Source organism: Kosakonia oryzendophytica (assembly GCF_900094925.1).
Classification (GTDB): Bacteria; Pseudomonadota; Gammaproteobacteria; order Enterobacterales; family Enterobacteriaceae; genus Kosakonia; species Kosakonia oryzendophytica.
In genome coordinates, this window is sequence record NZ_FMAY01000007.1 from 132,752 (window position 1) to 156,521 (window position 23,770).

26 protein-coding genes are annotated in these 23,770 nt (G+C 52.2%); 14 read left to right on the plus strand and 12 right to left on the minus strand.

The window, feature by feature from the left end:
* Nucleotides 1-84: 84 nt before the first annotated feature.
* The 3 genes from minE to minC are packed head-to-tail and all read right to left on the minus strand — an operon-like array spanning nt 85 to nt 1,882.
* Complete coding sequence (gene minE, locus GA0061071_RS13625) at nt 85-351, minus strand: cell division topological specificity factor MinE (protein ID WP_004384978.1); 267 nt, start codon at nt 349-351, stop codon at nt 85-87.
* A 3-nt stretch (nt 352-354) separates the two neighbouring features.
* Complete coding sequence (gene minD, locus GA0061071_RS13630) at nt 355-1,167, minus strand: septum site-determining protein MinD (RefSeq protein WP_061496565.1); 813 nt, start codon at nt 1,165-1,167, stop codon at nt 355-357.
* 22 nt (nt 1,168-1,189) lie between these two features.
* A complete protein-coding gene (minC, locus tag GA0061071_RS13635; protein WP_061496564.1) occupies nt 1,190-1,882 on the minus strand; it encodes a septum site-determining protein MinC in 693 nt (230 codons plus the stop codon).
* A 123-nt stretch (nt 1,883-2,005) separates the two neighbouring features.
* Between minC and GA0061071_RS13640 the strand changes: the two genes are divergently transcribed.
* The 3 genes from GA0061071_RS13640 to GA0061071_RS13650 all read left to right on the plus strand — a co-directional run bounded on the left by GA0061071_RS13640 (nt 2,006) and on the right by GA0061071_RS13650 (nt 3,628).
* Nucleotides 2,006-2,281: a YcgL domain-containing protein gene (locus GA0061071_RS13640; RefSeq protein ID WP_061496561.1), complete on the plus strand. Its 276-nt coding sequence runs from the start codon at nt 2,006-2,008 to the stop codon at nt 2,279-2,281.
* 147 nt (nt 2,282-2,428) lie between these two features.
* The gene (locus GA0061071_RS13645) at nt 2,429-3,088 is read left to right on the plus strand and encodes a fumarylacetoacetate hydrolase family protein (protein WP_061496559.1); all 660 of its coding nucleotides are present in this window, start codon (nt 2,429-2,431) and stop codon (nt 3,086-3,088) included.
* 93 nt (nt 3,089-3,181) lie between these two features.
* The gene (locus GA0061071_RS13650; RefSeq protein WP_061500079.1) at nt 3,182-3,628 is read left to right on the plus strand and encodes a YcgN family cysteine cluster protein; all 447 of its coding nucleotides are present in this window, start codon (nt 3,182-3,184) and stop codon (nt 3,626-3,628) included.
* Between the two features lie 3 nt (nt 3,629-3,631).
* On the opposite strand, the gene GA0061071_RS13655 is transcribed toward GA0061071_RS13650, so the two are convergent.
* Nucleotides 3,632-3,919, minus strand: a complete 288-nt coding sequence (locus GA0061071_RS13655) for a hypothetical protein (protein WP_061496557.1) — start codon at nt 3,917-3,919, stop codon at nt 3,632-3,634.
* Nucleotides 3,920-4,116: 197 nt separating this feature from the next.
* Nucleotides 4,117-4,647 carry a disulfide bond formation protein DsbB gene (gene dsbB, locus GA0061071_RS13660; RefSeq protein WP_061496555.1) on the minus strand — a complete coding sequence of 177 codons (531 nt, stop codon included), beginning with the start codon at nt 4,645-4,647 and terminating at the stop codon, nt 4,117-4,119.
* A gap of 333 nt (nt 4,648-4,980) precedes the next feature.
* On the opposite strand from dsbB, the gene fadR reads away from it, so the two are divergent.
* Complete coding sequence (fadR, locus tag GA0061071_RS13665; protein ID WP_088237916.1) at nt 4,981-5,700, plus strand: fatty acid metabolism transcriptional regulator FadR; 720 nt, start codon at nt 4,981-4,983, stop codon at nt 5,698-5,700.
* 37 nt (nt 5,701-5,737) lie between these two features.
* Here the strand turns inward: fadR and GA0061071_RS13670 are convergent, their stop codons facing one another.
* Entirely contained in the window at nt 5,738-7,270 is a 1,533-nt protein-coding gene (locus GA0061071_RS13670) for a SpoVR family protein (protein ID WP_061496551.1), read from the minus strand.
* A 319-nt stretch (nt 7,271-7,589) separates the two neighbouring features.
* On the opposite strand from GA0061071_RS13670, the gene GA0061071_RS13675 reads away from it, so the two are divergent.
* Together GA0061071_RS13675 and dadX are read left to right on the plus strand one after the other, a co-directional pair.
* Nucleotides 7,590-8,888, plus strand: coding sequence for a D-amino acid dehydrogenase (locus tag GA0061071_RS13675; protein ID WP_061496550.1), 1,299 nt, complete (start codon nt 7,590-7,592; stop codon nt 8,886-8,888).
* A gap of 14 nt (nt 8,889-8,902) precedes the next feature.
* Nucleotides 8,903-9,973 carry a catabolic alanine racemase DadX gene (dadX, locus tag GA0061071_RS13680; RefSeq protein ID WP_088237915.1) on the plus strand — a complete coding sequence of 357 codons (1,071 nt, stop codon included), beginning with the start codon at nt 8,903-8,905 and terminating at the stop codon, nt 9,971-9,973.
* 15 nt (nt 9,974-9,988) lie between these two features.
* Here the strand turns inward: dadX and GA0061071_RS13685 are convergent, their stop codons facing one another.
* Together GA0061071_RS13685 and ldcA are read right to left on the minus strand one after the other, a co-directional pair.
* Nucleotides 9,989-11,722 carry a potassium/proton antiporter gene (locus GA0061071_RS13685; RefSeq protein WP_061496546.1) on the minus strand — a complete coding sequence of 578 codons (1,734 nt, stop codon included), beginning with the start codon at nt 11,720-11,722 and terminating at the stop codon, nt 9,989-9,991.
* Between the two features lie 128 nt (nt 11,723-11,850).
* Entirely contained in the window at nt 11,851-12,762 is a 912-nt protein-coding gene (gene ldcA / locus GA0061071_RS13690) for a muramoyltetrapeptide carboxypeptidase (RefSeq protein ID WP_088237914.1), read from the minus strand.
* A gap of 100 nt (nt 12,763-12,862) precedes the next feature.
* On the opposite strand from ldcA, the gene emtA reads away from it, so the two are divergent.
* The gene (emtA, locus tag GA0061071_RS13695; RefSeq protein ID WP_088237913.1) at nt 12,863-13,474 is read left to right on the plus strand and encodes a membrane-bound lytic murein transglycosylase EmtA; all 612 of its coding nucleotides are present in this window, start codon (nt 12,863-12,865) and stop codon (nt 13,472-13,474) included.
* Here emtA and ycgR read toward each other — a convergent pair whose 3' ends face one another.
* Nucleotides 13,475-14,206, minus strand: a complete 732-nt coding sequence (gene ycgR / locus GA0061071_RS13700; RefSeq protein ID WP_061496540.1) for a flagellar brake protein YcgR — start codon at nt 14,204-14,206, stop codon at nt 13,475-13,477.
* A 213-nt stretch (nt 14,207-14,419) separates the two neighbouring features.
* On the opposite strand from ycgR, the gene GA0061071_RS13705 reads away from it, so the two are divergent.
* Nucleotides 14,420-14,671: a GlsB/YeaQ/YmgE family stress response membrane protein gene (locus GA0061071_RS13705; protein WP_061496538.1), complete on the plus strand. Its 252-nt coding sequence runs from the start codon at nt 14,420-14,422 to the stop codon at nt 14,669-14,671.
* A gap of 177 nt (nt 14,672-14,848) precedes the next feature.
* Here the strand turns inward: GA0061071_RS13705 and GA0061071_RS13710 are convergent, their stop codons facing one another.
* A complete protein-coding gene (locus GA0061071_RS13710; protein WP_088237912.1) occupies nt 14,849-15,628 on the minus strand; it encodes an SDR family oxidoreductase in 780 nt (259 codons plus the stop codon).
* A 109-nt stretch (nt 15,629-15,737) separates the two neighbouring features.
* On the opposite strand from GA0061071_RS13710, the gene GA0061071_RS13715 reads away from it, so the two are divergent.
* Nucleotides 15,738-16,088 (plus strand): winged helix-turn-helix transcriptional regulator, encoded by a 351-nt coding sequence (locus GA0061071_RS13715; RefSeq protein ID WP_061496534.1) that lies wholly within the window; start codon nt 15,738-15,740, stop codon nt 16,086-16,088.
* Nucleotides 16,089-16,229: 141 nt separating this feature from the next.
* Here GA0061071_RS13715 and GA0061071_RS13720 read toward each other — a convergent pair whose 3' ends face one another.
* Nucleotides 16,230-16,697, minus strand: a complete 468-nt coding sequence (locus GA0061071_RS13720) for a nuclear transport factor 2 family protein (RefSeq protein WP_061496532.1) — start codon at nt 16,695-16,697, stop codon at nt 16,230-16,232.
* An 89-nt stretch (nt 16,698-16,786) separates the two neighbouring features.
* On the opposite strand from GA0061071_RS13720, the gene GA0061071_RS13725 reads away from it, so the two are divergent.
* Nucleotides 16,787-17,365, plus strand: a complete 579-nt coding sequence (locus tag GA0061071_RS13725) for a TetR/AcrR family transcriptional regulator (protein WP_088237911.1) — start codon at nt 16,787-16,789, stop codon at nt 17,363-17,365.
* A gap of 47 nt (nt 17,366-17,412) precedes the next feature.
* Here GA0061071_RS13725 and GA0061071_RS13730 read toward each other — a convergent pair whose 3' ends face one another.
* Entirely contained in the window at nt 17,413-19,113 is a 1,701-nt protein-coding gene (locus GA0061071_RS13730; protein WP_061496529.1) for an alpha,alpha-trehalase, read from the minus strand.
* Between the two features lie 1,005 nt (nt 19,114-20,118).
* On the opposite strand from GA0061071_RS13730, the gene GA0061071_RS13735 reads away from it, so the two are divergent.
* The 4 genes from GA0061071_RS13735 to GA0061071_RS13750 are packed head-to-tail and all read left to right on the plus strand — an operon-like array spanning nt 20,119 to nt 23,768.
* Nucleotides 20,119-20,613: a hypothetical protein gene (locus tag GA0061071_RS13735; RefSeq protein WP_061496527.1), complete on the plus strand. Its 495-nt coding sequence runs from the start codon at nt 20,119-20,121 to the stop codon at nt 20,611-20,613.
* 24 nt (nt 20,614-20,637) lie between these two features.
* Nucleotides 20,638-21,144 (plus strand): type VI secretion system lipoprotein TssJ, encoded by a 507-nt coding sequence (gene tssJ, locus GA0061071_RS13740; protein WP_088237910.1) that lies wholly within the window; start codon nt 20,638-20,640, stop codon nt 21,142-21,144.
* A 24-nt stretch (nt 21,145-21,168) separates the two neighbouring features.
* Nucleotides 21,169-22,512, plus strand: coding sequence for a type VI secretion system baseplate subunit TssK (gene tssK / locus GA0061071_RS13745; protein ID WP_061496522.1), 1,344 nt, complete (start codon nt 21,169-21,171; stop codon nt 22,510-22,512).
* A gap of 17 nt (nt 22,513-22,529) precedes the next feature.
* Nucleotides 22,530-23,768, plus strand: a complete 1,239-nt coding sequence (locus tag GA0061071_RS13750; RefSeq protein ID WP_061496520.1) for a DotU family type VI secretion system protein — start codon at nt 22,530-22,532, stop codon at nt 23,766-23,768.
* Nucleotides 23,769-23,770: the final 2 nt, after the last annotated feature.

Below are 23,770 nucleotides of genomic sequence, written 5' to 3' on the forward strand. Positions count from 1 at the left end.
TGTAAATAATTACAGTGTATTTCGGATAATAAACAAAAAAGGCAGAAATCATCTGCCTTTTTTAATGCCTGCATGAAACGTCATTTATTTCGTTTCTTCTGCTTCCGGTAGGGTGACGTTAAGTTCCAGAATGGAAATATCATCCCCTTTTTGTTCCAGTTGAACCGTCACCATCTCTGGATCGATTTGTACATACTTACAAATCACTTCCAGAATATCCCGCTTGAGCTGCGGTAAATAATGGGGTTCAGCGTCGCTGCGGCGACGTTCTGCAACAATAATTTGCAGGCGTTCTTTAGCAATGCTGGCAGTGTTCTTTTTTCTGGAGAGAAAAAAGTCAAGTAATGCCATAACTTATCCTCCGAACAAGCGTTTGAGGAAACCTTTCTTCTCTTCTTCAATGAAGCGGAAAGGACGATCTTCTCCTAACAGACGTTCCACGGCATCCGCATAAGCTTTACCGGCGTCTGCGTTAGCATCCAGGATAACCGGCTCACCCTGGTTCGACGCGCGTAACACGGACTGATCTTCCGGGATCACGCCAACCAGTTTGATTCGCAGGATTTCCAGCACATCTTCCATGCTCAGCATGTCACCGCGGTTAACCCTCCCGGGGTTATAACGGGTCAACAACAGGTGCTCTTTAATCGGTTCTTCACCATTTTCGGCGCGGCGTGACTTCGACGCAAGAATACCGAGAATGCGGTCAGAGTCACGTACTGACGACACTTCCGGGTTGGTGGTGATAATGGCTTCATCGGCGAAATAGAGCGCCATCAGTGCGCCGGTTTCGATACCCGCAGGGGAGTCGCAGACAATGAAATCGAAATCCATTTTCTTCAGGTCTTCGAGTACTTGTGCTACGCCTTCACGGGTCAGCGCATCTTTGTCGCGGGTCTGCGATGCCGGAAGAATATAGAGATTTTCGGTGCGTTTATCTTTGATCAACGCCTGGTTCAGCGTTGCATCACCCTGGATGACGTTGACGAAATCGTACACGACACGGCGTTCGCAGCCCATGATGAGATCCAGGTTGCGCAGTCCAATATCGAAATCGATAACGACGGTTTTCTTGCCCTTCTGGGCTAAACCAGTAGCGATGGCCGCGCTGGAGGTTGTCTTGCCAACGCCCCCTTTACCCGAAGTAACAACAATAATGCGTGCCATAGGAGTTCCTTGTTAAAAGGGCTTAATTTAAGGGTTGAATTGTCAAAGCGTTGTCCGCTAACCGCAAACGTGCCGCTTTGCCATAATAATCGGCCGGGATTTGATCGCTCAGCCAGTATTCTCCCGCGATGGAAACCAGCTCCGGCGTGAGGTGGGTGCAAAAAATTTGTGCCTCGCGATCGCCGCTTGCTCCCGCCAGCGCTCGCCCGCGCATCATGCCATAGACATGAATATTGCCATCGGCAATCAGTTCAGCGCCTGCGCTGACGTGGCTGGTGACAATCAGATCACAGTGTGGTGCATAAATCCGCTGACCGGAACGCACCGGGGCGTCAATCAAACGTGTTTTTGTGACCGGTGTAACAATCGGAGCGGGTTCAGGATCGATGGCCTTACGTGGCGCTTTCTCTTTACCTTCTGTCAGTATGGGTAGCCCGGCACGCTCGATTTCCGCTTTCAATTCGCTGTCTTTACAGCCGCTAATACCCACGATGCGCAGGCCGGTTTCGGTAATACTCTGCTGCAGCCGGGGCCAATTAACCGGACCTTCCAGCGTGGAGACATTGATGACAACGGGAGCATGCTGCAAAAAAGCAGGAGCCTGAGCGATTTTGTCTTCTAACGCCTGACGAATAACCTCGGGTTTTGCATCATGCAAATGAACCACTGATAAGGTAAAACTACTGCCTTTTAGCTCGATGGGCGTGTTTGACATCCTGACCTTACTCATTTTGCTATTATCACTCGATCGTTGAGTGATATTCCGAAGACTATCAGGCATGTTATAGTCACTATTATATTCAGGCAAGTAACCACCCGCTAATTCCGAGTAATAAGTATGTTTTGTGTGATCTATCGAAGTGCCCGTCGTGAACAGACTTATCTTTATGTCGAAAAAAAAGACGATTTTTCACGTGTACCGGAAGCATTAATGCAGAGTTTTGGTCCACCGCAGTTGACGATGCTTTTTCCGCTCGACGGTCGTAAAAAATTGGCTGGCGCGGATTTGGATAAAGTAAAAGAAGCATTGGTCACGCAAGGCTATTATTTGCAGTTGCCGCCACCGCAGGAAAATTTATTGAAGGAACATCTCGCAGGTTTAGGTAAACAATAAATCCGATACGGGAAAGGACGGCTCTTTGAGCCGTTTCTTATTTGGACCTTCGATACAGGCAGCAATGCCTGGGGATTTGACAAACAGCCGGGTGGCGCGGATAGTCATTTTTCGCTCATGTTCAATGTGTTACCGGAGGTGGAATAAATGTATCAGCATCACAACTGGCAGGGCGCTCTGCTGGATTACCCGGTGAGTAAAGTGGTTTGTGTTGGCAGTAACTATGCGAAACATATTAAGGAAATGGGGAGCGCTACCCCGGAAGAGCCGGTCCTGTTTATTAAACCCGAAACGGCGTTGTGCGATATCCGCCAGCCGCTGGCCCTGCCGCAGGATTTTGGTTCTGTGCATCATGAAGTGGAACTGGCGGTGCTGATTGGTGCAACGCTGCGTCAGGCCACGGAAGAACATGTCCGTAAGGCTATAGCCGGATACGGTGTGGCGCTGGATCTCACGCTTCGCGATCTGCAAAGTAAAATGAAGAAAGCCGGGCAACCGTGGGAAAAAGCCAAAGGTTTTGATAATTCATGCCCGATTTCGGGCTTTATCCCGGCGGCGGAGTTTGCCAGCGACCCGCAAAACACGACGCTTGGCCTGAAAGTGAATGGCCAGGTTCGTCAGCAAGGCACCACTGCCGATATGATCCACAAAATCGTGCCACTGATTGCGTATATGAGCCGCTTTTTCACGCTGAAAGCAGGCGATGTGATCCTGACAGGAACACCCGAGGGCGTCGGCCCGCTGCAAAGCGGTGATGAGCTCGATGTAAGCTTTGACGGTCTTTCACTGACGACCCGCGTACTGTGATACAGTTTGCCGCCTGGAACGGGCGGCAAAACTTGCATCCGCATGCCAGACTGGTTATAAGGTGCTCCCTGGATTTCAATGGCGGATTTTATCATGAACGACACTCCTTTCTGGCAAAGCAAGACTCTCGACCAAATGACGGACGCGGAGTGGGAGTCGTTATGTGATGGCTGCGGGCAGTGCTGTCTGCATAAGCTGATGGATGAAGACACCGACGAGATCTACTTTACCAATGTCGCCTGTCGTCAGTTGAATATCAAAACCTGCCAGTGTCGTAACTATGAGCGCCGGTTCGAGTATGAACCTGATTGCATCAAACTGACCCGCGAAAATCTCCCGACTTTTGAATGGCTGCCGCCGAGCTGCGCTTACCGTCTACTGGCCGAGGGGAAAGCGTTACCGCTGTGGCACCCGTTGCGCACCGGCTCCAAAGCGGCAATGCACGCCGAACGCATTTCCGTGCGCCATATTGCCGTAAAAGAGTCTGAAGTTCGCGACTGGCAGGAGCACATTTTAAACAAACCTGAGTGGGCGGATTGACGCTCAGACACCCCAGAACAGGTCGATAATCACCGATGCGATAAGCAGCCAGCAGGGCAGAGAAAAGTAAAAAACGCCTCGCTTGTCACGGCTGCTTTTGATTATCAGCAGGCCAGCAAACGTCAATAGCAGCACCGCGATCCAGATTGCCGTGAGGAGCTGGCTGGGCGCGACAATATGCAGCGCGACAAAGAGAAGAAAAGAGGACGTGATGGTATAGAGTCTGATTTTCTTTATAAACAGTAGCGTACCCAACGCAAAGTAAATCAGCGCGATTATCCCGGCGGTCATGCATTTCCCTTTTACCCGATGGATCAGGGCCGTTACCTTACACGCCGTCTACGAGAGCAGGCAACCTTTTGCGTGCGTATGGGGTCGTGTGGGTTGTAAAAGCGCAGCGATGTCAGGTCGATGAACTTGAAGCCACTACGCTATGGACTGGCATCGGGAAGGTAATCAAAAAAAAACGCTCCCGAGGGAGCGTTCTGTTAGCGACCGAAGAGATCGCGTTTTTTCGGTTTGAACGGTTGGGCAATCAGCACCAACAGCGCAACGACCAGGTAAGCGACAAAAATGCCCAGCAGCCACTGCGGCATCTCCAGCGTCAGAAACGACCATTGACGCTCAGCGCAGTCGCCGGATGCGACAAACACTTGCGGGAGCCATTTATCCAGCGGCAGCCACGTCGGAAAACGGGCAGCAAAATCGCAGGTCATAAACGGGGAAGGATGCAACTGAATCATCGTATGTTCCCAGGCAAGCTGGATGCCGCGCCACGCGCTGTAGATCCAGATTGCCAGAGCGACGTAACGCAGCGGCGTTTTTGGCGCGATCGCGCCGACAATGCCGGCACCCATCACGCCAAATAACGCGCTGCGTTCATAAATACAGAGTACGCAAGGTTTCAGCAGCATGACATGCTGGAACCACAGCGCGACCATTTCAAGTGCAAACGCCGTCAGCGCCATTAATAACCATGCGCCGCGCCCGCGCGAGCACTTGTTCAAGTATCGCAACATAATCATTTCCCTGGGAGATGCTTTGAAAAGGCAGTGTAAACGAAATCTATGTACAGGCCACTAGCGGCAGGCAAAATAATACGTAATTGAATGTTTATCATGCGAAAAGTCAAACCAGACCACGAAGCGATGTTATATCCGGTAAAAAATAACCAACATTACTTGCTGTATCAGTTTCGGATGAAAGCCATATGACTTATGAGGTTAAGCGCAGCTAAATAGTCAAAATGGCGTACCGATCCCCTTTTTTCTTCTTTTCGCATGCTACCTGCCCCCGGCGGGGTCTGGTATGATGAGTGCTCTTTGCTAATGCTGTGTAATGGAAATCTCACTATGGTCATTAAGGCGCAGAGCCCGGCGGGTTTCGCGGAAGAGTATATCATTGAAAGTATCTGGAATAATCGCTTCCCTCCGGGATCCATTCTTCCTGCTGAACGCGAGCTCTCTGAACTGATTGGCGTCACCCGTACCACATTGCGTGAAGTTTTACAGCGACTGGCCCGTGATGGCTGGCTCACTATTCAGCATGGCAAACCCACCAAAGTGAATAACTTCTGGGAAACATCGGGTCTGAATATTCTGGAAACGCTGGCGCGTCTCGATCACGAAAGTGTTCCACAATTGATCGACAACTTGTTGTCAGTGCGTACCAACATTTCCACTATTTTTATTCGTACTGCTTTCCGTCAGCATCCTGATGACGCGTTGAAAGTGCTGGCCAGTGCGCGCGAGGTGGAAGACCACGCTGACGCGTTTGCTGAACTGGATTACAACGTTTTCCGCGGGCTGGCTTTTGCCTCCGGTAATCCGATTTACGGGTTGATCCTTAACGGCATGAAAGGGTTGTACACGCGCATTGGCCGCCATTACTTCTCCAGTCCGGAAGCACGTAGTCTGGCGCTGGGTTTCTATCATAAGCTGGCGGAAGTGTGTGAGCACGCGCAGCACGATCAGGTTTATGAGCTGGTGCGTCGCTACGGCCATGAGAGCGGTGAAATCTGGCACCGGATGCAAAAAACGATGCCAGGCGATTTGGCCTTACAAGGGCGATAAGCAAAGATACCCCTCTGCGGCGCAGAGGGGATTTCCGTTACAGCGTGTTAGAGCGTTGCGGGCAGCGTTCTAACAGTTCCACGCTACCGTCTTCGTTTTGCTGCTCCAGCAGCACATCAAATCCCCACAGCCGATGCACATGCTTCAGAACTTCGCGACGACCTTTATCCAGCGGCGCGCGATTGTGCGGAATGTAACGCAGTGTCAACGAGCGATCGCCGCGTAAATCCACGTTCCAGACCTGAATATTCGGCTCCAGGTTGCTCAGATTGTACTGCGACGACAGTTTGTTGCGGATCTCCCGGTAGCCCTCTTCGTTATGAATGGCCGCTATCTCCAGATAGTTGTTGCGATCGTCATCCAGTACGGTAAAGAAGCGGAAATCCCGCATCACTTTTGGCGACATAAACTGGCTGATAAAGCTTTCGTCCTTGAAGTCGCGCATTGCGAAATGCAACGTCTCCAGCCAGTCGGAACCGGCAATATCCGGGAACCAGTACTTATCTTCATCGGTCGGCGACTGACAGATTCGTTTGATGTCCTGGAACATGGCAAAGCCCAGCGCATAAGGGTTGATGCCGCTATACCACGGGCTGTTATACGGTGGCTGGAACACCACATTGGTATGGCTGTGCAGGAACTCCAGCATAAAGCGGTCGGTGACTTTGCCTTCGTCATACAAGTGGTTAAGGATGGTATAGTGCCAGAACGTCGCCCATCCTTCGTTCATCACCTGAGTCTGTTTCTGCGGGTAAAAATACTGGCTGACTTTGCGCACAATGCGCAGGATTTCGCGCTGCCACGGCTCCAGTAGCGGGGCGTTTTTCTCCATAAAGTAGAGCAGGTTTTCCTGCGGCTCTGCCGGGTAGCGACGCGCCTGGGCCACCGCCACCTCTTCGTCGCGTTTCGGCAACGTACGCCACAGCATATTCACCTGGCTTTGCAGATACTCCTCGCGGCTTTTCTGGCGCGCTTTCTCCTCCTGCAGCGAGATTTTCTGCGGGCGTTTATAGCGATCCACGCCGTAGTTCATTAGTGCATGACAGGAGTCGAGCAATTTTTCGACTTCGTCCACGCCATAACGCTCTTCGCAATCGGTAATGTATTTACGGGCAAAGATCAGGTAATCGACAATCGAACTGGCGTCGGTCCAGCTGCGGAACAGATAGTTATTTTTGAAAAACGAGTTATGCCCGTAGCAGGCATGCGCCATCACCAGTGCCTGCATAGTAATGGTGTTCTCTTCCATCAGGTAAGCGATGCAGGGATTCGAGTTGATGACAATTTCATAAGCCAGACCTTGCTGACCATGTTTGTAAAGGCGTTCCGTCTCGATGAATTTCTTACCGAACGACCAGTGAGGGTAGTTAATTGGCATACCTACGCTTGAGTAGGCATCCATCATTTGTTCTGAGGTGATCACTTCGATTTGATGCGGATAGGTATCCAGCCGGTAGAGTTTCGCCACCCGGTCGATCTCTGCCAGGTAAACATCCAGCAGATCGAAAGTCCAATCGGGTCCATCGCTCAGACGAATAGAATCCTTATTCATTGAGTCAATCGTAGCCATTAGCGCGCCCTCGTTGTTAACAACACTCTCTGTATGGAGCGTCTCATTTCAAGCATAGAACACGCAATAAAATATGTGGCTAAGCCATAGGTTTTTCTTCGCGATTTTTTCTTCTTGAGGTGACGTAGGAAGGCTATTTTGTAGTTTTTTATTCTGTGCTTAAAAGGCGTTCAGCAGGAGATGCTAAATACGTTCAGCCCTTGTAATAGGGCGAACCTGTGAGGGGTGTCACCATAAAAAAGGCATATGTTGAATAATATTTTCACCTAGGTTATCAATTTGTAATTAGATGATTGTGCTTTACTCATGGGAGAGGGATATGCAAGTTGTTGTCTTAGGAAGCGGCGTCGTGGGCGTCACCAGCGCATGGTATCTGCGTCAGGCGGGTCATGACGTGACGGTGATAGATCGGCAGCCTGGTCCTGCGCAGGAGACCAGCGCCGCGAATGCAGGGCAAATTTCACCCGGCTATGCCGCGCCCTGGGCTGCGCCTGGCGTGCCGCTGAAAGCTATAAAATGGATGTTTCAGCGTCATGCGCCGCTGGCCATCAGTCTGGACGGCACATCATCACAGTTAAAATGGATGTGGCAAATGTTGCGTAACTGTGACACCCGCCACTATATGGAAAACAAAGGACGTATGGTGCGTCTGGCGGAATACAGTCGCGACTGTCTGAAACTGCTACGGGAAACCACCGGGATTCAGTACGAAGGGCGGCAGGGCGGTACATTGCAACTGTTTCGCACTGCTGAACAGTATGAAAATGCGACCCGCGATATCGCTGTTTTGCAGGATGCCGGTGTGCCCTACCAATTGCTGGAGGCGGCACGTCTGGCGGAGGTTGAACCTGCGTTGGCGGAAGTGGCGGGGAAACTGACGGGTGGGCTGCGCTTGCCCAATGATGAAACTGGCGACTGCCAGCTCTTTACCCAACATCTGGCGCAGATGGCCGCTCAGGCAGGAGTGGTGTTCCGCTTTAACACACCGGTGGATCGCCTGCTGTATGAAGGGGAGAAAATCTACGGCGTGAAATGCGGCGACGAGGTGATCAAAGCCGATGCCTACGTGATGGCGTTTGGATCCTGGTCCACCGGTTTACTGAAAGGGATTGTTGATATTCCGGTCTATCCGCTCAAAGGCTACTCTTTGACTATCCCGATTGCACAAGAAGATGGCGCACCGGTATCGACCATTCTCGATGAGACTTACAAAATTGCCATTACCCGTTTTGACCAACGCATCCGCGTCGGCGGAATGGCGGAAATTGTGGGTTATAACACCGAACTGCTGAAGCCGCGTCGTGAAACACTGGAGATGGTGGTACGTGACCTGTTTCCACGCGGTGGCCACGTTGAGCAGGCTACCTTCTGGACGGGTTTGCGTCCTATGACTCCGGACGGCACACCTGTTGTCGGGCGTACTCCGTTTAAAAATCTGTGGCTCAATACCGGACACGGTACGCTGGGCTGGACAATGGCCTGCGGTTCCGGTCAGTTGATAAGCGATCTGATTTCCGGCACGACACCCGCGATTCCGTCTGATGATCTTGGCGTGGCGCGCTATCTGCCGGGTTTTACACCTGCGCGTGCGCAGCACTTACACGGCGTTCATAACTGATATAAGGAATAGTGATGTCTCGTCCGGTTCTGGCCACCCTGGATTTACAGGCGCTGGCCAATAACTTGCAGGTTGTTCGCCGCGCAGCGCCATCCGCAAAAATCTGGTCGGTTGTTAAGGCAAACGCGTACGGGCACGGTATCGATCGTGTCTGGCGCGCACTCCATACCACAGATGGCTTTGCCATGCTGAATCTGGAAGAAGCCATCCTGCTGCGTGAACGCGGTTGGAAAGGGCCGATTCTGATGCTGGAGGGATTTTTCCATGCGGATGAGCTGCCGCTCTTTGACAAATACCGCCTGACCACCAGCCTGCACAGCAACTGGCAAATTAACGCATTGCAAAATGCCCGCCTGCAAGCGCCGCTGGATATCTACCTGAAAATTAACAGTGGAATGAACCGCCTTGGTTTTCTGCCCGAGCGTGTGCATGGCGTCTGGCAGCAGTTGCGTGGGTTGGCAAACGTGGGTGAGATCACGCTGATGTCCCATTTTGCGGCGGCGGAACACCCGCAGGGCATTATCGCGCCGATGGCGCGTATTGCGCAGGCGGCTGAAGGCATCGCTGCACCGCGCTCGCTGGCAAACTCGGCCGCCACGCTCTGGCACCCGGAGGCGCATTACGACTGGGTGCGACCCGGTATTGTGCTTTATGGCGCGTCACCCTCGGGCGACTGGCAGGATGTCGCCACCAGTGGTATTCGTCCGGTAATGACGCTGAACAGTGAAATTATTGCCGTACAAACGCTAAAGGCTGGCGATACCGTGGGGTATGGTGCACGCTACCGCGCCGGTTCAGAGCAGCGCATTGGCGTGGTCGCTTGTGGCTATGCCGATGGTTATCCGCGACTGGCACCGACAGGGACACCCATACTGGTGGATGGCATCCGCACAACCACCGTGGGCGCGATCTCGATGGATATGCTGACGGTGGATTTAACCCCTTGCCCGCAGGCTGGCATTGGTACGCCGGTCGAGCTGTGGGGCAAGGCGATTAAAATTGATGAAGTGGCTGCAGCCTCCGGCACGGTCGGGTATGAATTGATGTGCGCATTAGCGCCGCGCGTCCCGGTAGTGACGGTGTAAAACAAGCTGAGGCGGTTATTCCGCCTCTTCTTCCGCGACCCGAACACCGACTTTCAGCACGGCGTTGTCCGCTTTCTCTGCCACGGTCCAGATCATTCCGGCAAACTCCACCTGGTCGCCAACTACTGGTGCAGCACCCAGCAACTGTTGCACGATATCGCCCAATGTCTGCTGTTTATCACGGTACTCAAGCCCGTCTTCCAGACCGTAAATCAGCGCCACGTCGGCAAATTTCGCATTCGCTTCAAGAATAAAATCGCCGAAAAAGCGTTGATCCAGCGCCACCGGTGGCGACTGGCTGAACAGTTTGCCCAGCGCGGGCAGGTCACGCTCACGGCCGATGACGCACAGAACATCGCCTTCACGTAGCCGGGTACTGCCCGTCGGATGCAGCAGGCTATTACCGCGGAACAGCGCGGCAATGCGTGTCTCTTCCGGCATATGCAAATCGCGAAGTGCTGCGCCCACACACCATTTATCGGCGCTCAACTGATAAACAAACTGCTCCCACGGATTATCCGGATGAATATCCAGACCTACGCGCGAAACTGGCCAGCCCACTGGTGGCACCACCACTTTGGCTTTTTTTGCCGCCCAGGAGAGTGAGGTCCCCTGAAAGAGCAGCGAAATCAGCACCACGAAAAATGCCACGTTGAAGAACAGACGAGCATTATCCAGACCGGCCATCATTGGGAAAGTAGCAAGAATAATCGGTACTGCGCCACGGAGCCCCACCCAACTGATAAAAACGCGCTCGCGCAGGTTAAAACCGCGAAACGGCAACAGACTGGCGAACACAGACAGGGGGCGCGCAACAAAAATCATCCATGCTGAGAGAATGAGTGCGGAGAGGGCGATCGGCCACAAATCAGAAGGTGTAACCAGTAAGCCCAGCACGAGAAACATCGCAATTTGCGCCAACCAGGCCAGCCCGTCAAAATTTTGCAAGATGCCGAACCGGTTGCGGATCGGGCGATTCCCAAGCACAAAACCACACAGATACACCGCCAGGATCCCGCTGCCGTGTAAGGCAGTGGTCAGGGCGAACACCAGGATACCACCGCTCAGCGCCAGCAACGGATAGAGCCCTTGCGGCAGGACAATGCGATTGATCATCTGCTGCAGCAGGTAACCGCCCGCACCGCCAAGCAGAATGCCAAGGCCAAACTCCTGTACGATATGCACCAGGAACATCAGATCGAGATCGGCTTTATGCTTCTGAATCATCTCAATCAGCGTAATGGTCAGAAATACCGCCATTGGATCGTTGCTGCCGGATTCAATTTCAAGGGTTGAGCCCACGCGTTCATTCAGCCCTTTTCCGCCAAGCAGTGAAAACACCGCGGCTGCATCGGTGGAGCCGACAATGGCGCCGATTAACAACCCTTCCATGATGTTAAGTTTGAACAACCAGGCCGCCATCATGCCGGTCAGGCTGGAGGTCACGAGTACCCCAACAGTGGCGAGGGAAAGGGCCGGGCCAAGGGCAACGCGAAAGGAGCTGGCGCGGGTACGCATACCGCCATCGAGCAGTATGATCGCCAGCGCGAGGTTACTGACCATATAGGCGAACGGATAATTATCGAACGGTATGCCACCAATGCCGTCTACGCCGGCCAACATACCAATCGCCAGAAAAATGACCAGAATCGGGATACCGAGGCGTGATGAGAAGGAACTTAATAAAATACTGCAGGTTACAAGAACTGAACCCAGAATAAACAGACTGATTATCGCCTCAGCGTCCAATGTTATGCCTCTCCTTATCCCGTCATGACAAATCGGAAACCCGGGCTGCGTCCGGCAGCCTGGATTCATTCAATGCATTTATAATAACGGCAGAAACAACGTTTTAATAAGGGCATTAAGCGCTTTTTTTATACCGACATCACGGGATGACCCGACAGGGTCAGTTGAGATTTTTCAGCATGTTGCAAAACAGCGTGGGCGCCTAACGGTAATGTAACGGTTTGCGGCTCATGTCCAAACGCCAGTCCGGTGATCAGCGGAATGTCCAGCCGCGAACGCAGATATTCAACCATCGTAGTAAGATTGTAGCCTGCATCGTACTCGTTGGGTTGTGCATGGGAGAAACTGCCGAGCACCAGCGCGTTTTGTCGCGCCAGAATGCCAGCCTGCAACAGTTGCAATAACATCCGCTCCACGCGGTAGGGGTGTTCATTAATATCTTCTACCACCAGAATGCCACCTTCGATTGAGGGCAGCCAGGGCGTACCCACGAGCGACGTTAGCATGGCCAGGTTTCCCCCCCAAAGCTGGCCTTCAGTATGACAATGCGGACCTTCGCCTTGCCACTCCACGGTATAGGTTTTATTGCGCAATGCCCGCCAAAAGTGTTCAACGGTGAATGCGTCCTGCGGCTCTGCGCCAAAGTTACCCGCCAGCATTGGCCCACTGAAGGTAATCACATTGCCCGTGGCCAGCAGGCCTAACTGAAAAGCTGTGAAGTCACTGTGACCGCAAATCAGCAGTGGCTGTTGCTGCTGTCGTTCCGCTATGGCCTGCCAGTTAACCTCGCTCAGCAAGCGGCTGGCACCATAACCGCCACGTACTGGCATAACAATCACATTCTCGCCGGACAATTGCGCCAGCCCATTGAGATCGGCAAGTCGTTGTTCGTCGCTTCCGGCAAAGCGCTCGCAACGGCGGGTAATCACCTGCTGATTACGGACATGATGTCCCTGTTGTTCAAGCTGTTTAATGGCGGAGGCGGCTGCCTGCTGATTGATGCAATACCCGGAAGGGGCGATCAGGTGGAAGGTGGACATGGCATTTCCTTGCTGACATCTATAGCGAAACAGTTATCATGCCGCTTACCTGTGTCGTTGTCATCCGCAGTGATGAATACCCCGAATAAGGATTGCTGGTGTGAAATTGAGATGGTTTGTTTTTTTAGTGGTCTTACTGGCCGGATGTAGCTCAAAGCAGGATTACCGTAAGCCGGACTGGAACCCGGAAGTCCCGGTGAAACGCGCGATGCAGTGGATGCCGATAACCGAAAAAGCCGGCGCGGCATGGGGCGTAAGCCCGCGGCTCATCACCGCCATGATCGCGGTCGAGTCAGGCGGCAACCCGGATCTGGTGAGTAAATCCAACGCCGTTGGCCTGATGCAGTTAAAAGCCTCTACCGCAGGGCGTGAAGTGTATCGCCATATGGGATGGAGTGGGCAACCGTCTACCAGCGAACTGAAAAACCCGGAGCGCAATATCTCGATGGGCGCAGCCTACCTCAGTATTCTCGAACATGGGGCGCTGGCTGGCATCCGTGATGAGAAAGTGATGCAGTATGCACTGGTCGTTTCCTACGTGAATGGCGCTGGTGCGCTACTGCGAACGTTCTCTTCCGACAGAAGCGAAGCAATTGAGGAAATTAATGATTTGAGCGCAGACGCCTTCTTAAAACATGTGGTGGATAACCACCCCGCGCCACAGGCGCCGCGCTATATCTGGAAAGTGCAAAAAGCGATGGACGCGATGTAATTATCGCACCCGGCTGGCGCGTTCGCGCGCCTCACGCTCCAGGGCAAAAATGATGCGCTGGAGTTCGCGTTCCACGCCCGGACTGACATTTAAAAAGCGAAAACTGAGACGTGGAGTGCTGATTGTTTCGTTTTTGCCGTCCACCACTTTACGCTCGCCGATGGCGATCAGTTGTGCATCAAAATAGAACTGTCCCCAGGATGCCATATCCAGTTCAATCTTTGTAAAGCGCATCCCCGGTGCCAGTATTTCAGGTACCGGGCCTTCCAGTAATGCGCCCATCCCGCCCAGGGAAAGATCGTAGAGGCGAAAGCGAATCTCTGATTTATCGGGCAGTTGCGCCTTACAGAAGTAAGCCGGATGCAAAGGGGCGATGATGCGGAAATATTCCCGGCGCTGGATAAACCATAATGTCTCTGGCAATGGGGTAAGAAAGGCCGGTAAGGCCTGATAATCTCCTGCCGAAAGCGAACCCAGCGTAAATTCGACTTTTGCACCCTGCGTTTCGGCTGTCACGGTGACTTTCCCGGCGCGCTGTACCGCATTATTTTCGTAATCCTGACTACCAAAATCCATGATCAGTTCTTCCGGATTCGCGTCCAGTATTTTACTGATGAACTGACCACCGCCCCAAGTGATGCAGACAGGCACCTGGTTTTTCTGCAAATCGCGCAATACCCCCAGCACGGCCAGCGGATTTTGTTTCAGGAACTGCTCACTGTAATTGCTCACGCCGAATGGCTCCTTGATGACTGACACACCTTCGTTGTTATATCGGCATTTCATCGGAGAACTTAATACAAACCAAGACAATTTTTTTTAAGTCAGATTTAGATTAAGTCCGTGAGAAGAAAATGCTTTTACCATCGCCAACTATACTGTAGTCAACGCATCACCATTGTGGCTAGTGCGCTTAAACGAGACGAGTAAAAGGAGTTGAATAATATGGGTATTCTCGCGTGGATTATCTTTGGTCTGATTGCAGGCGTTATTGCCAAATTCATTATGCCTGGGCGGGATGGCGGTGGGTTTATTTTGACCTGTATTCTGGGGATCGTCGGCGCTGTGGTGGGCGGCTGGCTCGCCACCCGGCTTGGCTATGGCGGAGATATCACGGGGTTTAACTTACACAGTTTTATTGTTGCCGTAGTCGGTGCCATCGTGGTGCTGGCGGTGTTCAGATTGTTGCGCAGATAGTGTAACGCCCGTTTCACAACCCGCCATGTCTTGTCTGAACATTCAACCCGGTTATGTTTCGCTAAAGACGAGTCCTGGCCAGCGATATTCGTGTGGTTAGCGCCGCATGGGTATCCACCTGGCCAATTTTCCATGATGATTTAAACGCTGCAGCTCTGGCCGCAGCGTCCTTTCTGCTTACACGGTTGGAACTGTGCCGCCATCAATGATGTACTCCGTCCCTGTGATCGTTGCTGCACGGGGTGAACAGAGGAACAGGATGAGATTGGCGACCTCAATGGGTTTTGATGGACGCCCTATCGGTATACCTCCGAGCGAGTTCATGATGATCTTTTTCCCACCTTCATAATCGGTTCCTGCCTGCTGAGCGAGCCGCTCGGCCAGGGCTACTGATGCTTCTGTTTCGATCCATCCGGGCGCCACACGCAGCACGCGAATACCTTTTGGCGAGACTTCTTTCGACAGACTTTTACTGTAAGTCGACAGTGCTGCTTTCGCCGCCGCATATCCTGTAGTCGATTCGGGTAAAGGCAGCACGCGCTGGATTGATGTGATATGAATAATGACACCGGCCCCTTGATCGAGCATGCCAGGCAGCAATGCGCGATCCAACCGGACGGCTGGCAGGAGATTGAGATTCAGTTCCTGCAGCCACTCTTCTTCCCCCAGCATTGCGAATCCGCCACCTGGCGCTGTTGAACCGCCAAGCACATGAACAATGATGTCAACGCCGCCCAATCTGGCCTTTACCGCTTCAGCCACCTGGCGGCAACCTTCGACGGTTGTCAGGTCTGCGGTGACGAAGTGATCCGCTAAGGTGTCATCAGGTTGCGTTCGTGCAGTGGTTAACACCTTCGCCCCTTGTTCGTGGAGCAGGCCAACCACCGCTTTGCCGACACCTTTGGTACCCGCTGTCACCAACACGCGCTTTCCTTGTAATTCCAGATTCATGGTCATCAGATGATCTCTCCGGGCAGGGTTATTTACCCTTTGGTTTGTGATGCGGTCATCTTCGCCATATAGTGTGAAATCATCAAGAACGCACGAAAAAGTGAGTAACGGCCTAATGAGTAAGATTTATACCCCCGACACAGCTGCACTTGGCGTAGAACAGGTACTTCGGCTTCTGGAGGGGCGGTGGAAATTGGTCATTTTGTTTCATCTCTTCGACGGAAAGGTGCAGCGCTACTCCGATTTTGGCAGGCTCATCCCTGGTATTTCTCAAAAAATGCTGAGTCAGCAGCTTCGGCAACTGGAAGCTGACGGGATCGTATCGCGAAAGCTGTATCCGCAAGTGCCGCCTAAGGTTGAATATCGCCTCACGGAGTGGGGGCAAGCGCTGTGCCCTGCGCTCGATTCCATGCTGAAATGGGCAGAAAAACGGGAAACTTTGCAATCACCTCCTGAAGCCTCATAACGACTGTCGGCTGTTTGCCGGACGGAAAAGAGGAGACGCCAGCCTTCCACTCACCTTTGGCAGAGGGAAAGCTGCGTTTACTGACTAACGTAAAATAGCGCTACTGTGATAACGATTAAATTGAGACACTGGCGAGATGTTCTACAAACCCAGTTCACTCAGACCTGGGTGGTCGGCAGGGCGAGGTCCCAGAGGCCAGTGGAAGAGACGTTCAGATTCGTTAATTGGCAAGTCATTGATACAGGCGTAACGGCGTTGCATTAAGCCATCAGCGGCAAATTCCCAGTTCTCATTACCGTAAGAACGAAACCAGTTGCCGGAATCATCATGCCATTCATAGGCGTAACGAACAGCAATTCTGTTTCCCTCAAAAGCCCAGAGCTCTTTTATCAGCCTGTATTCCTGCTCTTTTTTCCATTTACGTTGCAGAAATGCTTTGGCTTCGTCGCGGTTTTGAGCAAATTCAACGCGATTGCGCCATTGGGTATCCAGCGAATAGGCAAGGGCGACACGTTCCGCATCGCGGCTGTTCCAGCCATCTTCGGCCAGACGGACTTTTTGAATTGCAGTTTCACGCGTAAAGGGGGGCAATGGCGGGCGATTATTCATAGCGAGCTCCTTTGGGATGGTATGTAGACAGGTCTGTCTACCGGTGTTAATCTGGACCTCCAACATAAACTTGTCAACAGTCACTCACGATGAACGTTAAAACAGACATACCGGAAAAACGCAGTGCGAAAGAGAAAATCGTGCAAACCGCGCACGAACTCTTTTATCAGTACGGAATACGGGCCACTGGCATCGATAAAATCATCGAGTGCGCGCAGGTAACGAAAGTGACGTTTTATCGTCATTTCCCCAGCAAAAATGCCCTGATCCTGACTTATCTGGAATATCGACACACGCTTTGGATGGACTGGTTTAACACGACGATGGCCAGGTATATGCAGGCAGGTAAGGGCAATATCCGTGCGCTACTTGCCACATTGCAATCATGGGCGGATGCGCCTGATTTTCGCGGGTGTGCATTTCTGAATGCCACATCAGAAATGGGTGAAGCGTTACCTGATGTTGTACAGATGACCCGCATGCATAAGCTTTCGGTTGAGCAGGCATTAGGTGTTCACTGGAATTGTGCCGATCCGGCGCGGCTTGCAGCCAGTGTTATGGCGTTCGATGGTGCCATTATGCATATGCAAATGGGCAGGCCAGCGAATGACGTTCTCGCTCAGTTGAGTATGGTTTTAACCACACTGTTTCATGACGAGGAGGTGTGATCTCTTCCTGAAATCGGTACGCAGCTCAGGAAGAGATCAGGGCTTATTTATTGCGCCACTTTTTGGGGAGCAGGCGCGGCCTGCGCCGGTTGTTGAGTGGGTTGCGTTTGCGGTACGTTGTCACACGGTTTTTCTTTAGGGCACACTAAATCAAGCATTTTCAGTGTGACGCCATTGGTCCAGCCAAAACCGTCCTGCAACGGATATTCGCCACCACCACCGCCGGTTCCGGTGCTGCTGACATCATATTTCTCGACCAGTTTCTTCTCGCGATCGTAGGTGTGCTGCACATTGGTGAGAAAACGCCAACTCACGTCCATCGCCAGTTTCTGATGATCGTAGTTTTGCAGGCCCGCTGTGGCTATCCATTGGAGCGGCGCCCAGCCATTCGGGGCATCCCATTGCTGCCCGCTACTGACAGTGGTGGTGGAAACACCGCCTGGTTTTAACAAACGCGCCTGCGTAGCTGCGGCGACTTTATCCGCTCTGTCCTTGGCTGCAGCATTGACAAACAACGGGTAGAGCGTGGCTGCCGTTAACTGATTACGCACTTTTTTGCTCTTCAGATCGTAGTCTGCATACCAGCCGTCTTTATCGTTCCACAGATTGGCTTCAATGGCTTTCTGCCGTGCTGTTGCCAGCGCTTCATACTGGCTCGCTTTTGCCGCATCGCCAGAGAGTTGCCAGCCGCGGGCCAGTAGTTTTTCCATTTTAAACATCAGAGCATTCAGATCGACGGGCACGATGCTGGTGGTGCGGATAGTGCCGAGTTGGTTTGGATTGTCCATCCAGCGAGAGCTGAAATCCCAGCCGGACGCGGCCGCAGAGCGTAAATCACGGTAGATGTCAGTAGCAGGGCGGTTAGGGTTATTTTTTGCGGTGGTAACATCATCAAGCCATGACTCAGGACGCGGTGTGTCGCGATCGTCCCAATAGCGATTCAGTATCGAGCCGTCGCTCAGTTTTACTACGCGCTTATTGGCCTGACCTGCTTGCAGATTATCGACGCCATCCATCCAGTAGCGATACTCTTTTTCCATCTGTGGCAGGTAGGTTTTAAATGCTTCATCGCCGTCATGGGTAGCGAGCAACTCAACCATCAGGGCAAAGAAAGGGGGTTGTGACCGGCTTAGATAGTAACTTCGGTTGCCGTTCGGAATATGTCCCCACGTATCGATTTCGTAGGCGAAGTTGGTCACCATATCTTCGATTTTGTCCCAATGACCGCTTTCCGCAAGGCCTAGCATGGTGAAGTAACTATCCCAATAATAGACCTCACGGAATCGCCCGCCTGGAACCACATAGGGCTTCGGCAGTGGCAGCAGCGAGTCCCATTTACCTGCGCTGTTGGTTGTACGCGTTAGGACGGGCCATAATCCGTCAATATGTTCACGCAGGGTCTGGCCGGCTGGCGGGACATACTCTTCACCGTCTTTGGGCAGTGTAAAGTTCACATCTACAAAATGGCGTAAATCAAAACTGGTTTGATTTCGCTGCATGCGATAATCCGCGAGGATCATCAGCGGATCGCCATTAGGTACGGCATCAGCGAAGGTTTTTTGATCCGGAAACAGTTTTGCGCTTTGCACGTCGCTGAACAGAGGTCCAAGTAGAACATCCGGCGGCTGCGGGGGGTTTTGTGTTTGCTCTGCCATCGCCTGAGGTATGGCAATAAGCAATGCCGCACCAAACGCGAGTTGCATCGCCAGCAACAGGGAGCGCGGATGTCGCAATACAGGTCTTGTCATCGATTATTCTCCTTAATGGTACAGCGGTGCCGCTGTCATCAGCCTTGCAGAAAACCTTAGTCGAATATCAGATGTATAGCGTGTCGCGTTTGGCATTTTGCGCTCTTCCAGATAATTTACCCGTCTGGTTATGAACAGAAAAAAGCCGCACACATGAAAGGCGGCGTCTTTTTGCCCAACAAGTGCCGCAATAATGGTCATTCATAGGCAATTCGTTTGGATATATTGTCCACAGTCAATCTTAATTGCTGCTCCAAAACAGGCTAAAGCCTGTGTCAGGTCAATATGGCTGAATGGATTCGTTTATTCTTTCTTTATTTGGATGTAGCGTGACTTAACCATTTGGCGGTAATTGCCACCTTTGTCTGTGTATAAAGAATGTTTCAATGAGGAACAGTCACGCAGGGGACTATCTATGGAGGAAATGGCTTTCCTTTAGGTAAATATATTTCAAAAAGTATCCAGAAAATAACTGTAATAATCCAGTTATGTGACTAATCCATACTATTAATCAGGGGAATGGACTACCAGATATTGTAGTTTTTTGGCGCTCCGCTGTTTTTTAGGATTCATCCTATCTCAAAATTCACGCTATCCACTACCGTTAACTCATTAGAAATATCTATTAATTATCATAATGTTATAAGTTGCTTTCTATACATGGTGAATTCATCCAAGAAGTTTGCTTTAGTGTGATGAACTTAAGCTAAACTCCTTCTTGGGAATAATCCTATTTTCTTGAAAAATTAAATAATACCATTTCGACAGATCGGATTTCGTATTGAATAGAATTATCTGTTCTGTAAAATCGTGTCACGATAGTCAATGAAAAGTAATATTATTGCAGCCTTGTCTCTGACAAGACTCGTGCGGTAGCTATGCCTTTTTATTCATTATCAGAGCGTTTAGCTGGACAAGGATAAGGGTGATTCGGAGCCATCCGAATGAGTCTTTCCAAAACGCTCTTGTTTAACACAGTAATATATTTGCAATGGAAAAAACTCTATGAACATGCGAATGGTATTGGCTCTTCTTTTTGTCTTCAGCGTTTCTGCCTGTAAAGCACCTCCTAAACCCGCTCCTACCGATGACACTATTGTCACCAGCGAAGTGAACGGTGTGACCCTGACTCACCGTTATGCGGTTCTCCCGCCAAAAGAGTTCGAACCCGTTAAACAAGACTATCGCGCGTTATATCCCGCGTCGCTGATGAGTACGCCAGATTTCGGCGGTAAAGTTATCCGTCAGCTGACCGCCGGAAAAACCTATGTCGTTCTGGGGCAGGTTGAACACTTCTGGTTAGCGCTGGCCGATGAAGGGCAGGAAGAGCTGATCGGTTATGTCCCGATGCGTGCGGTCGTGAAAAGTGAACTGTACGACGAAACGCTGCGTAAAGATAAAAAACGCCGTGTGATTCCGAAAAAACAAACTTGCGTCTCTGTCGATGGCAGCAGCAAGGCCTGCAAAAACGCGAACTCTGGAACCTGGATCATCGACTAATCCAGCTGTGACGAGCGCCAAGCTATGAATAATAACGTTGTTGTACGCCAGATTGCCCTGGTATTTTTCTTTGTGCTGGCCACCCTGGCCAGCGGTTGTGGTTCTTCTTCACACAGCGTGCCTACCAGCTATAACCTTCAGTTCAGGGCTCATCCGCAAATCAATGAGTCCGCCCCTCTTAAAGTCAGGGTGTTGCTGTTGAAATCGGATGCGACCTTTATGTCCGCCGATTTCTGGTCGCTGCAAAACAACGCAGATAGCGTACTTGGCGCCAACCTGCTGAACAGTGATGAATTCTTCCTGATGCCCGGTCAGCTTTCAAAAACGCTGAGCGGGAAAAGCGCGCCGGAAGCTCGCTACATCGGCGTGATGGCGGAATATCAGTCGCTTGACGGCAAAAAATGGCGGATGTCCTTACCTCTTCCTGTCCAGGGAGATACTCGCTTCTACGAATTCTGGAAATCGTCGTCGGATGAGCTGGAAGCCAATATCTTCCTCGACGTCAATGGGATCCGCGTGATTACCAGATAGCGCCAGCCTTAACAGGAAAACAGTATGAATAAAGCAGAAAAGGTCGTGTGGACCGAAGGTATGTTTCTGCGTCCTCATCACTTTCAGCGTGCGGAAAGCTACTTGCAACACCATATTCGTGAGTGGGGGACACTGCAACGCCCGTACCTTTGGGGCTACCTTGATATCGAACTGGATGATGCAATGCTTCGCCAGGGCTGTATTGCACTGAGCTACGCCAGCGGTCTGCTGCCGGATGGTACATTCTTCTCTTTCCATGATGCCCGCCAGGCGCCCACACCGCTTGCCATCCCTGACAACATCAGCAATGAACGTGTGGTGCTTGCGCTACCAGCTCGTCGCGGCGGTCGTGATGAAGTCATTTTCAGCGAGGAAAAAGACTCGCTGGCGCGTTATGTCACCTGGGAAAGCGAAGTGGATGACGATAACGCCCTTTCGGTGGGGCCGGCGGCCGTGCAGTTCGGACGTTTACGCCTGAAACTGATGCTGGAAAAAGATCTCAGCGCCGAATGGACAGCCATCGGCGTGGCGCATGTGCTTGAAAAACGCAATGATAACCACATTCGCCTCGACACCCGCTACATTCCGCCGATGCTGAACGCAGTAAATAATGCGCCGCTCTTCGCCATGATTAATGACTTGCAGAGCCTGCTGACCCAACGTAGTCAGCAGATCGGTCAGCGTCTGCGTCAGCCGGGCCGCTTTAATACCTCTGAAATGGTGGAATTCACGCTGTTGGCGTTGATCAACCACCACGTTGGGCTGGTTGCGCATCTGAAAACGCTCCCGTCAATCCACCCGGAAGAGTTATGGCGCAGCTGGTTGGCGTTTGCCACCGAGTTGACGACCTGGACGGCCTCACGCTCGCCGGATGAGACGTTGCCAGTATATGACCATGATGACCTTGCAGGCTGCTTTAGTAAATTGCAGTTGATGCTTCGTCAGGGGCTCTCGTTGGTGATGGAAGAGCATGCGATCCAACTGCCTTTGACCGAGCGTACACACGGGTTGAATATCGCTACGCTGCCCACAACTACCATGGCGCGGGAGTTCGGTTTTGTTCTGGCGGTAAAAGCCAGCGTGCCTGGCGAAATTCTACAAACCCATTTCCCTGCGCAGATGAAAGTGGCACCGGTGACGAAGATCCGTGATTTGGTCCAGCTTCAGCTACCTGGTATGAAACTGCGCACCATGCCTGTTGCGCCGCCGCAAATCCCGTGGCATGCCGGTTATAACTATTTCGAGCTGGAAAAAGGCGGCGAACTCTGGAACGAAATGGAGAAATCCGGGGCTTTCGCATTGCATCTTGCAGGTGAATTCCCGGGTCTTGATATGGAGTTTTGGGCCATCCGTAGCCCGACTGAATAATACAGCGAGCATACAATATGCAGGAACAACAAGCCTCCGGCAGTGATGCCGCTCTGGCAGGAGCCAGCGGGAATAATCCTCTGGTCGCAGCGGCGAACCCGCTGCTCAATGCGATACCGCAAATCCGCCATTCGGTTTCTCATGATGATCAGGCGGGTCTGCGTCAACATTTGATTGATGAGATCCGCCGTTTTGAAGTGCGCTGCCAGCAATCTGGTCTGGCTTACGAGGTGATCGTTGGTGCGCGCTACTGTTTATGCACCGCCTTGGACGAAGCTGCAGCGCTTACGCCGTGGGGCAGCCGTGGAGTCTGGTCAGGCAGCGGCTTGCTGGTGACGTTCCATAACGAAACATGGGGCGGCGAGAAGTTTTTCCAGTTGCTGGCGAGATTGTCGCAAAACCCCCGCGAACATATCGCTCTGCTGGAGTTGATTAACTTCTGCCTGCTACTCGGTTTCGAAGGGCGTTACCGCGTGATGGATAATGGCCGCACGCAACTGGAAACCATTAAACAGCGCCTGTGGCAAATGATACGCGGTGTCCGCGGTAACTACCCGCCTGCGCTGTCACCGCATCCGGAAGATCAACCGGTGATGCGTAAACTGTGGCGTCCTGTTATTCCGTTATGGGCATGCGCCGGACTGGCGGGCTTCCTTGCTTGCTTGTTCTACATCGTACTGAACTGGCGCTTGGGTGACAGCACCAATCCGGTACTGGCGAAGATCTATCAGACCGCGTTGCCGGAAGCCTCCATCCAGCAGCCAGCGCAGAGTGTGCCGCCAGTGCTGAACTTGCGTGCATTCCTGCGCCCGGAAATTCAGGCAGGGCTGGTCGCGGTTCGTGACGAAGCGGATCGCAGTGTCGTGACCTTAAAAGGGGATGGCCTCTTCGCTTCAGGTTCGACCGTTGCCCGCGATAGCTATGAGCCGGTGATTGACCGGGTTGCGCAAGCGATGAATAACGTCAGCGGCAGAGTGTTGGTGGTGGGATACAGCGATAACGTACCAATCCGCAGTGCGCGTTTTGCCTCGAATTATGAATTGTCGCTGGAGCGTGCGCGCTCGGTGCAGTCACTGCTGCAAAAACATCTTTCGCGTCCGGAACGGGTGAAAGCGGAAGGCCGAGGGGAGATGGATCCCGTTGCGCCCAACAACAGTGCAGAAAACCGCGCTCGCAACCGTCGTGTGGAAATTACTTTGCTGGTGTCGCCGGATAACACGGCCGCCGAGCTGAACGGACTGCCGCAAGGAAACTAAGG

What these genes read in the sequence shown, in the direction of transcription:
- minE (WP_004384978.1), bottom strand. Translation starts at nt 351, where the DNA reads ATGGCATTACTTGACTTTTTTCTCTCCAGAAAAAAGAACACTGCCAGC.
- minD (WP_061496565.1), bottom strand. Translation starts at nt 1,167, where the DNA reads ATGGCACGCATTATTGTTGTTACTTCGGGTAAAGGGGGCGTTGGCAAG.
- minC (WP_061496564.1), bottom strand. Translation starts at nt 1,882, where the DNA reads ATGTCAAACACGCCCATCGAGCTAAAAGGCAGTAGTTTTACCTTATCA.
- GA0061071_RS13640 (WP_061496561.1), top strand. Translation starts at nt 2,006, where the DNA reads ATGTTTTGTGTGATCTATCGAAGTGCCCGTCGTGAACAGACTTATCTT.
- GA0061071_RS13645 (WP_061496559.1), top strand. Translation starts at nt 2,429, where the DNA reads ATGTATCAGCATCACAACTGGCAGGGCGCTCTGCTGGATTACCCGGTG.
- GA0061071_RS13650 (WP_061500079.1), top strand. Translation starts at nt 3,182, where the DNA reads ATGAACGACACTCCTTTCTGGCAAAGCAAGACTCTCGACCAAATGACG.
- GA0061071_RS13655 (WP_061496557.1), bottom strand. Translation starts at nt 3,919, where the DNA reads ATGACCGCCGGGATAATCGCGCTGATTTACTTTGCGTTGGGTACGCTA.
- dsbB (WP_061496555.1), bottom strand. Translation starts at nt 4,647, where the DNA reads ATGTTGCGATACTTGAACAAGTGCTCGCGCGGGCGCGGCGCATGGTTA.
- fadR (WP_088237916.1), top strand. Translation starts at nt 4,981, where the DNA reads ATGGTCATTAAGGCGCAGAGCCCGGCGGGTTTCGCGGAAGAGTATATC.
- GA0061071_RS13670 (WP_061496551.1), bottom strand. Translation starts at nt 7,270, where the DNA reads ATGGCTACGATTGACTCAATGAATAAGGATTCTATTCGTCTGAGCGAT.
- GA0061071_RS13675 (WP_061496550.1), top strand. Translation starts at nt 7,590, where the DNA reads ATGCAAGTTGTTGTCTTAGGAAGCGGCGTCGTGGGCGTCACCAGCGCA.
- dadX (WP_088237915.1), top strand. Translation starts at nt 8,903, where the DNA reads ATGTCTCGTCCGGTTCTGGCCACCCTGGATTTACAGGCGCTGGCCAAT.
- ldcA (WP_088237914.1), bottom strand. Translation starts at nt 12,762, where the DNA reads ATGTCCACCTTCCACCTGATCGCCCCTTCCGGGTATTGCATCAATCAG.
- GA0061071_RS13705 (WP_061496538.1), top strand. Translation starts at nt 14,420, where the DNA reads ATGGGTATTCTCGCGTGGATTATCTTTGGTCTGATTGCAGGCGTTATT.
- GA0061071_RS13710 (WP_088237912.1), bottom strand. Translation starts at nt 15,628, where the DNA reads ATGACCATGAATCTGGAATTACAAGGAAAGCGCGTGTTGGTGACAGCG.
- GA0061071_RS13715 (WP_061496534.1), top strand. Translation starts at nt 15,738, where the DNA reads ATGAGTAAGATTTATACCCCCGACACAGCTGCACTTGGCGTAGAACAG.
- GA0061071_RS13720 (WP_061496532.1), bottom strand. Translation starts at nt 16,697, where the DNA reads ATGAATAATCGCCCGCCATTGCCCCCCTTTACGCGTGAAACTGCAATT.
- GA0061071_RS13725 (WP_088237911.1), top strand. Translation starts at nt 16,787, where the DNA reads ATGAACGTTAAAACAGACATACCGGAAAAACGCAGTGCGAAAGAGAAA.
- GA0061071_RS13730 (WP_061496529.1), bottom strand. Translation starts at nt 19,113, where the DNA reads ATGACAAGACCTGTATTGCGACATCCGCGCTCCCTGTTGCTGGCGATG.
- GA0061071_RS13735 (WP_061496527.1), top strand. Translation starts at nt 20,119, where the DNA reads ATGAACATGCGAATGGTATTGGCTCTTCTTTTTGTCTTCAGCGTTTCT.
- tssJ (WP_088237910.1), top strand. Translation starts at nt 20,638, where the DNA reads ATGAATAATAACGTTGTTGTACGCCAGATTGCCCTGGTATTTTTCTTT.
- tssK (WP_061496522.1), top strand. Translation starts at nt 21,169, where the DNA reads ATGAATAAAGCAGAAAAGGTCGTGTGGACCGAAGGTATGTTTCTGCGT.
- GA0061071_RS13750 (WP_061496520.1), top strand. Translation starts at nt 22,530, where the DNA reads ATGCAGGAACAACAAGCCTCCGGCAGTGATGCCGCTCTGGCAGGAGCC.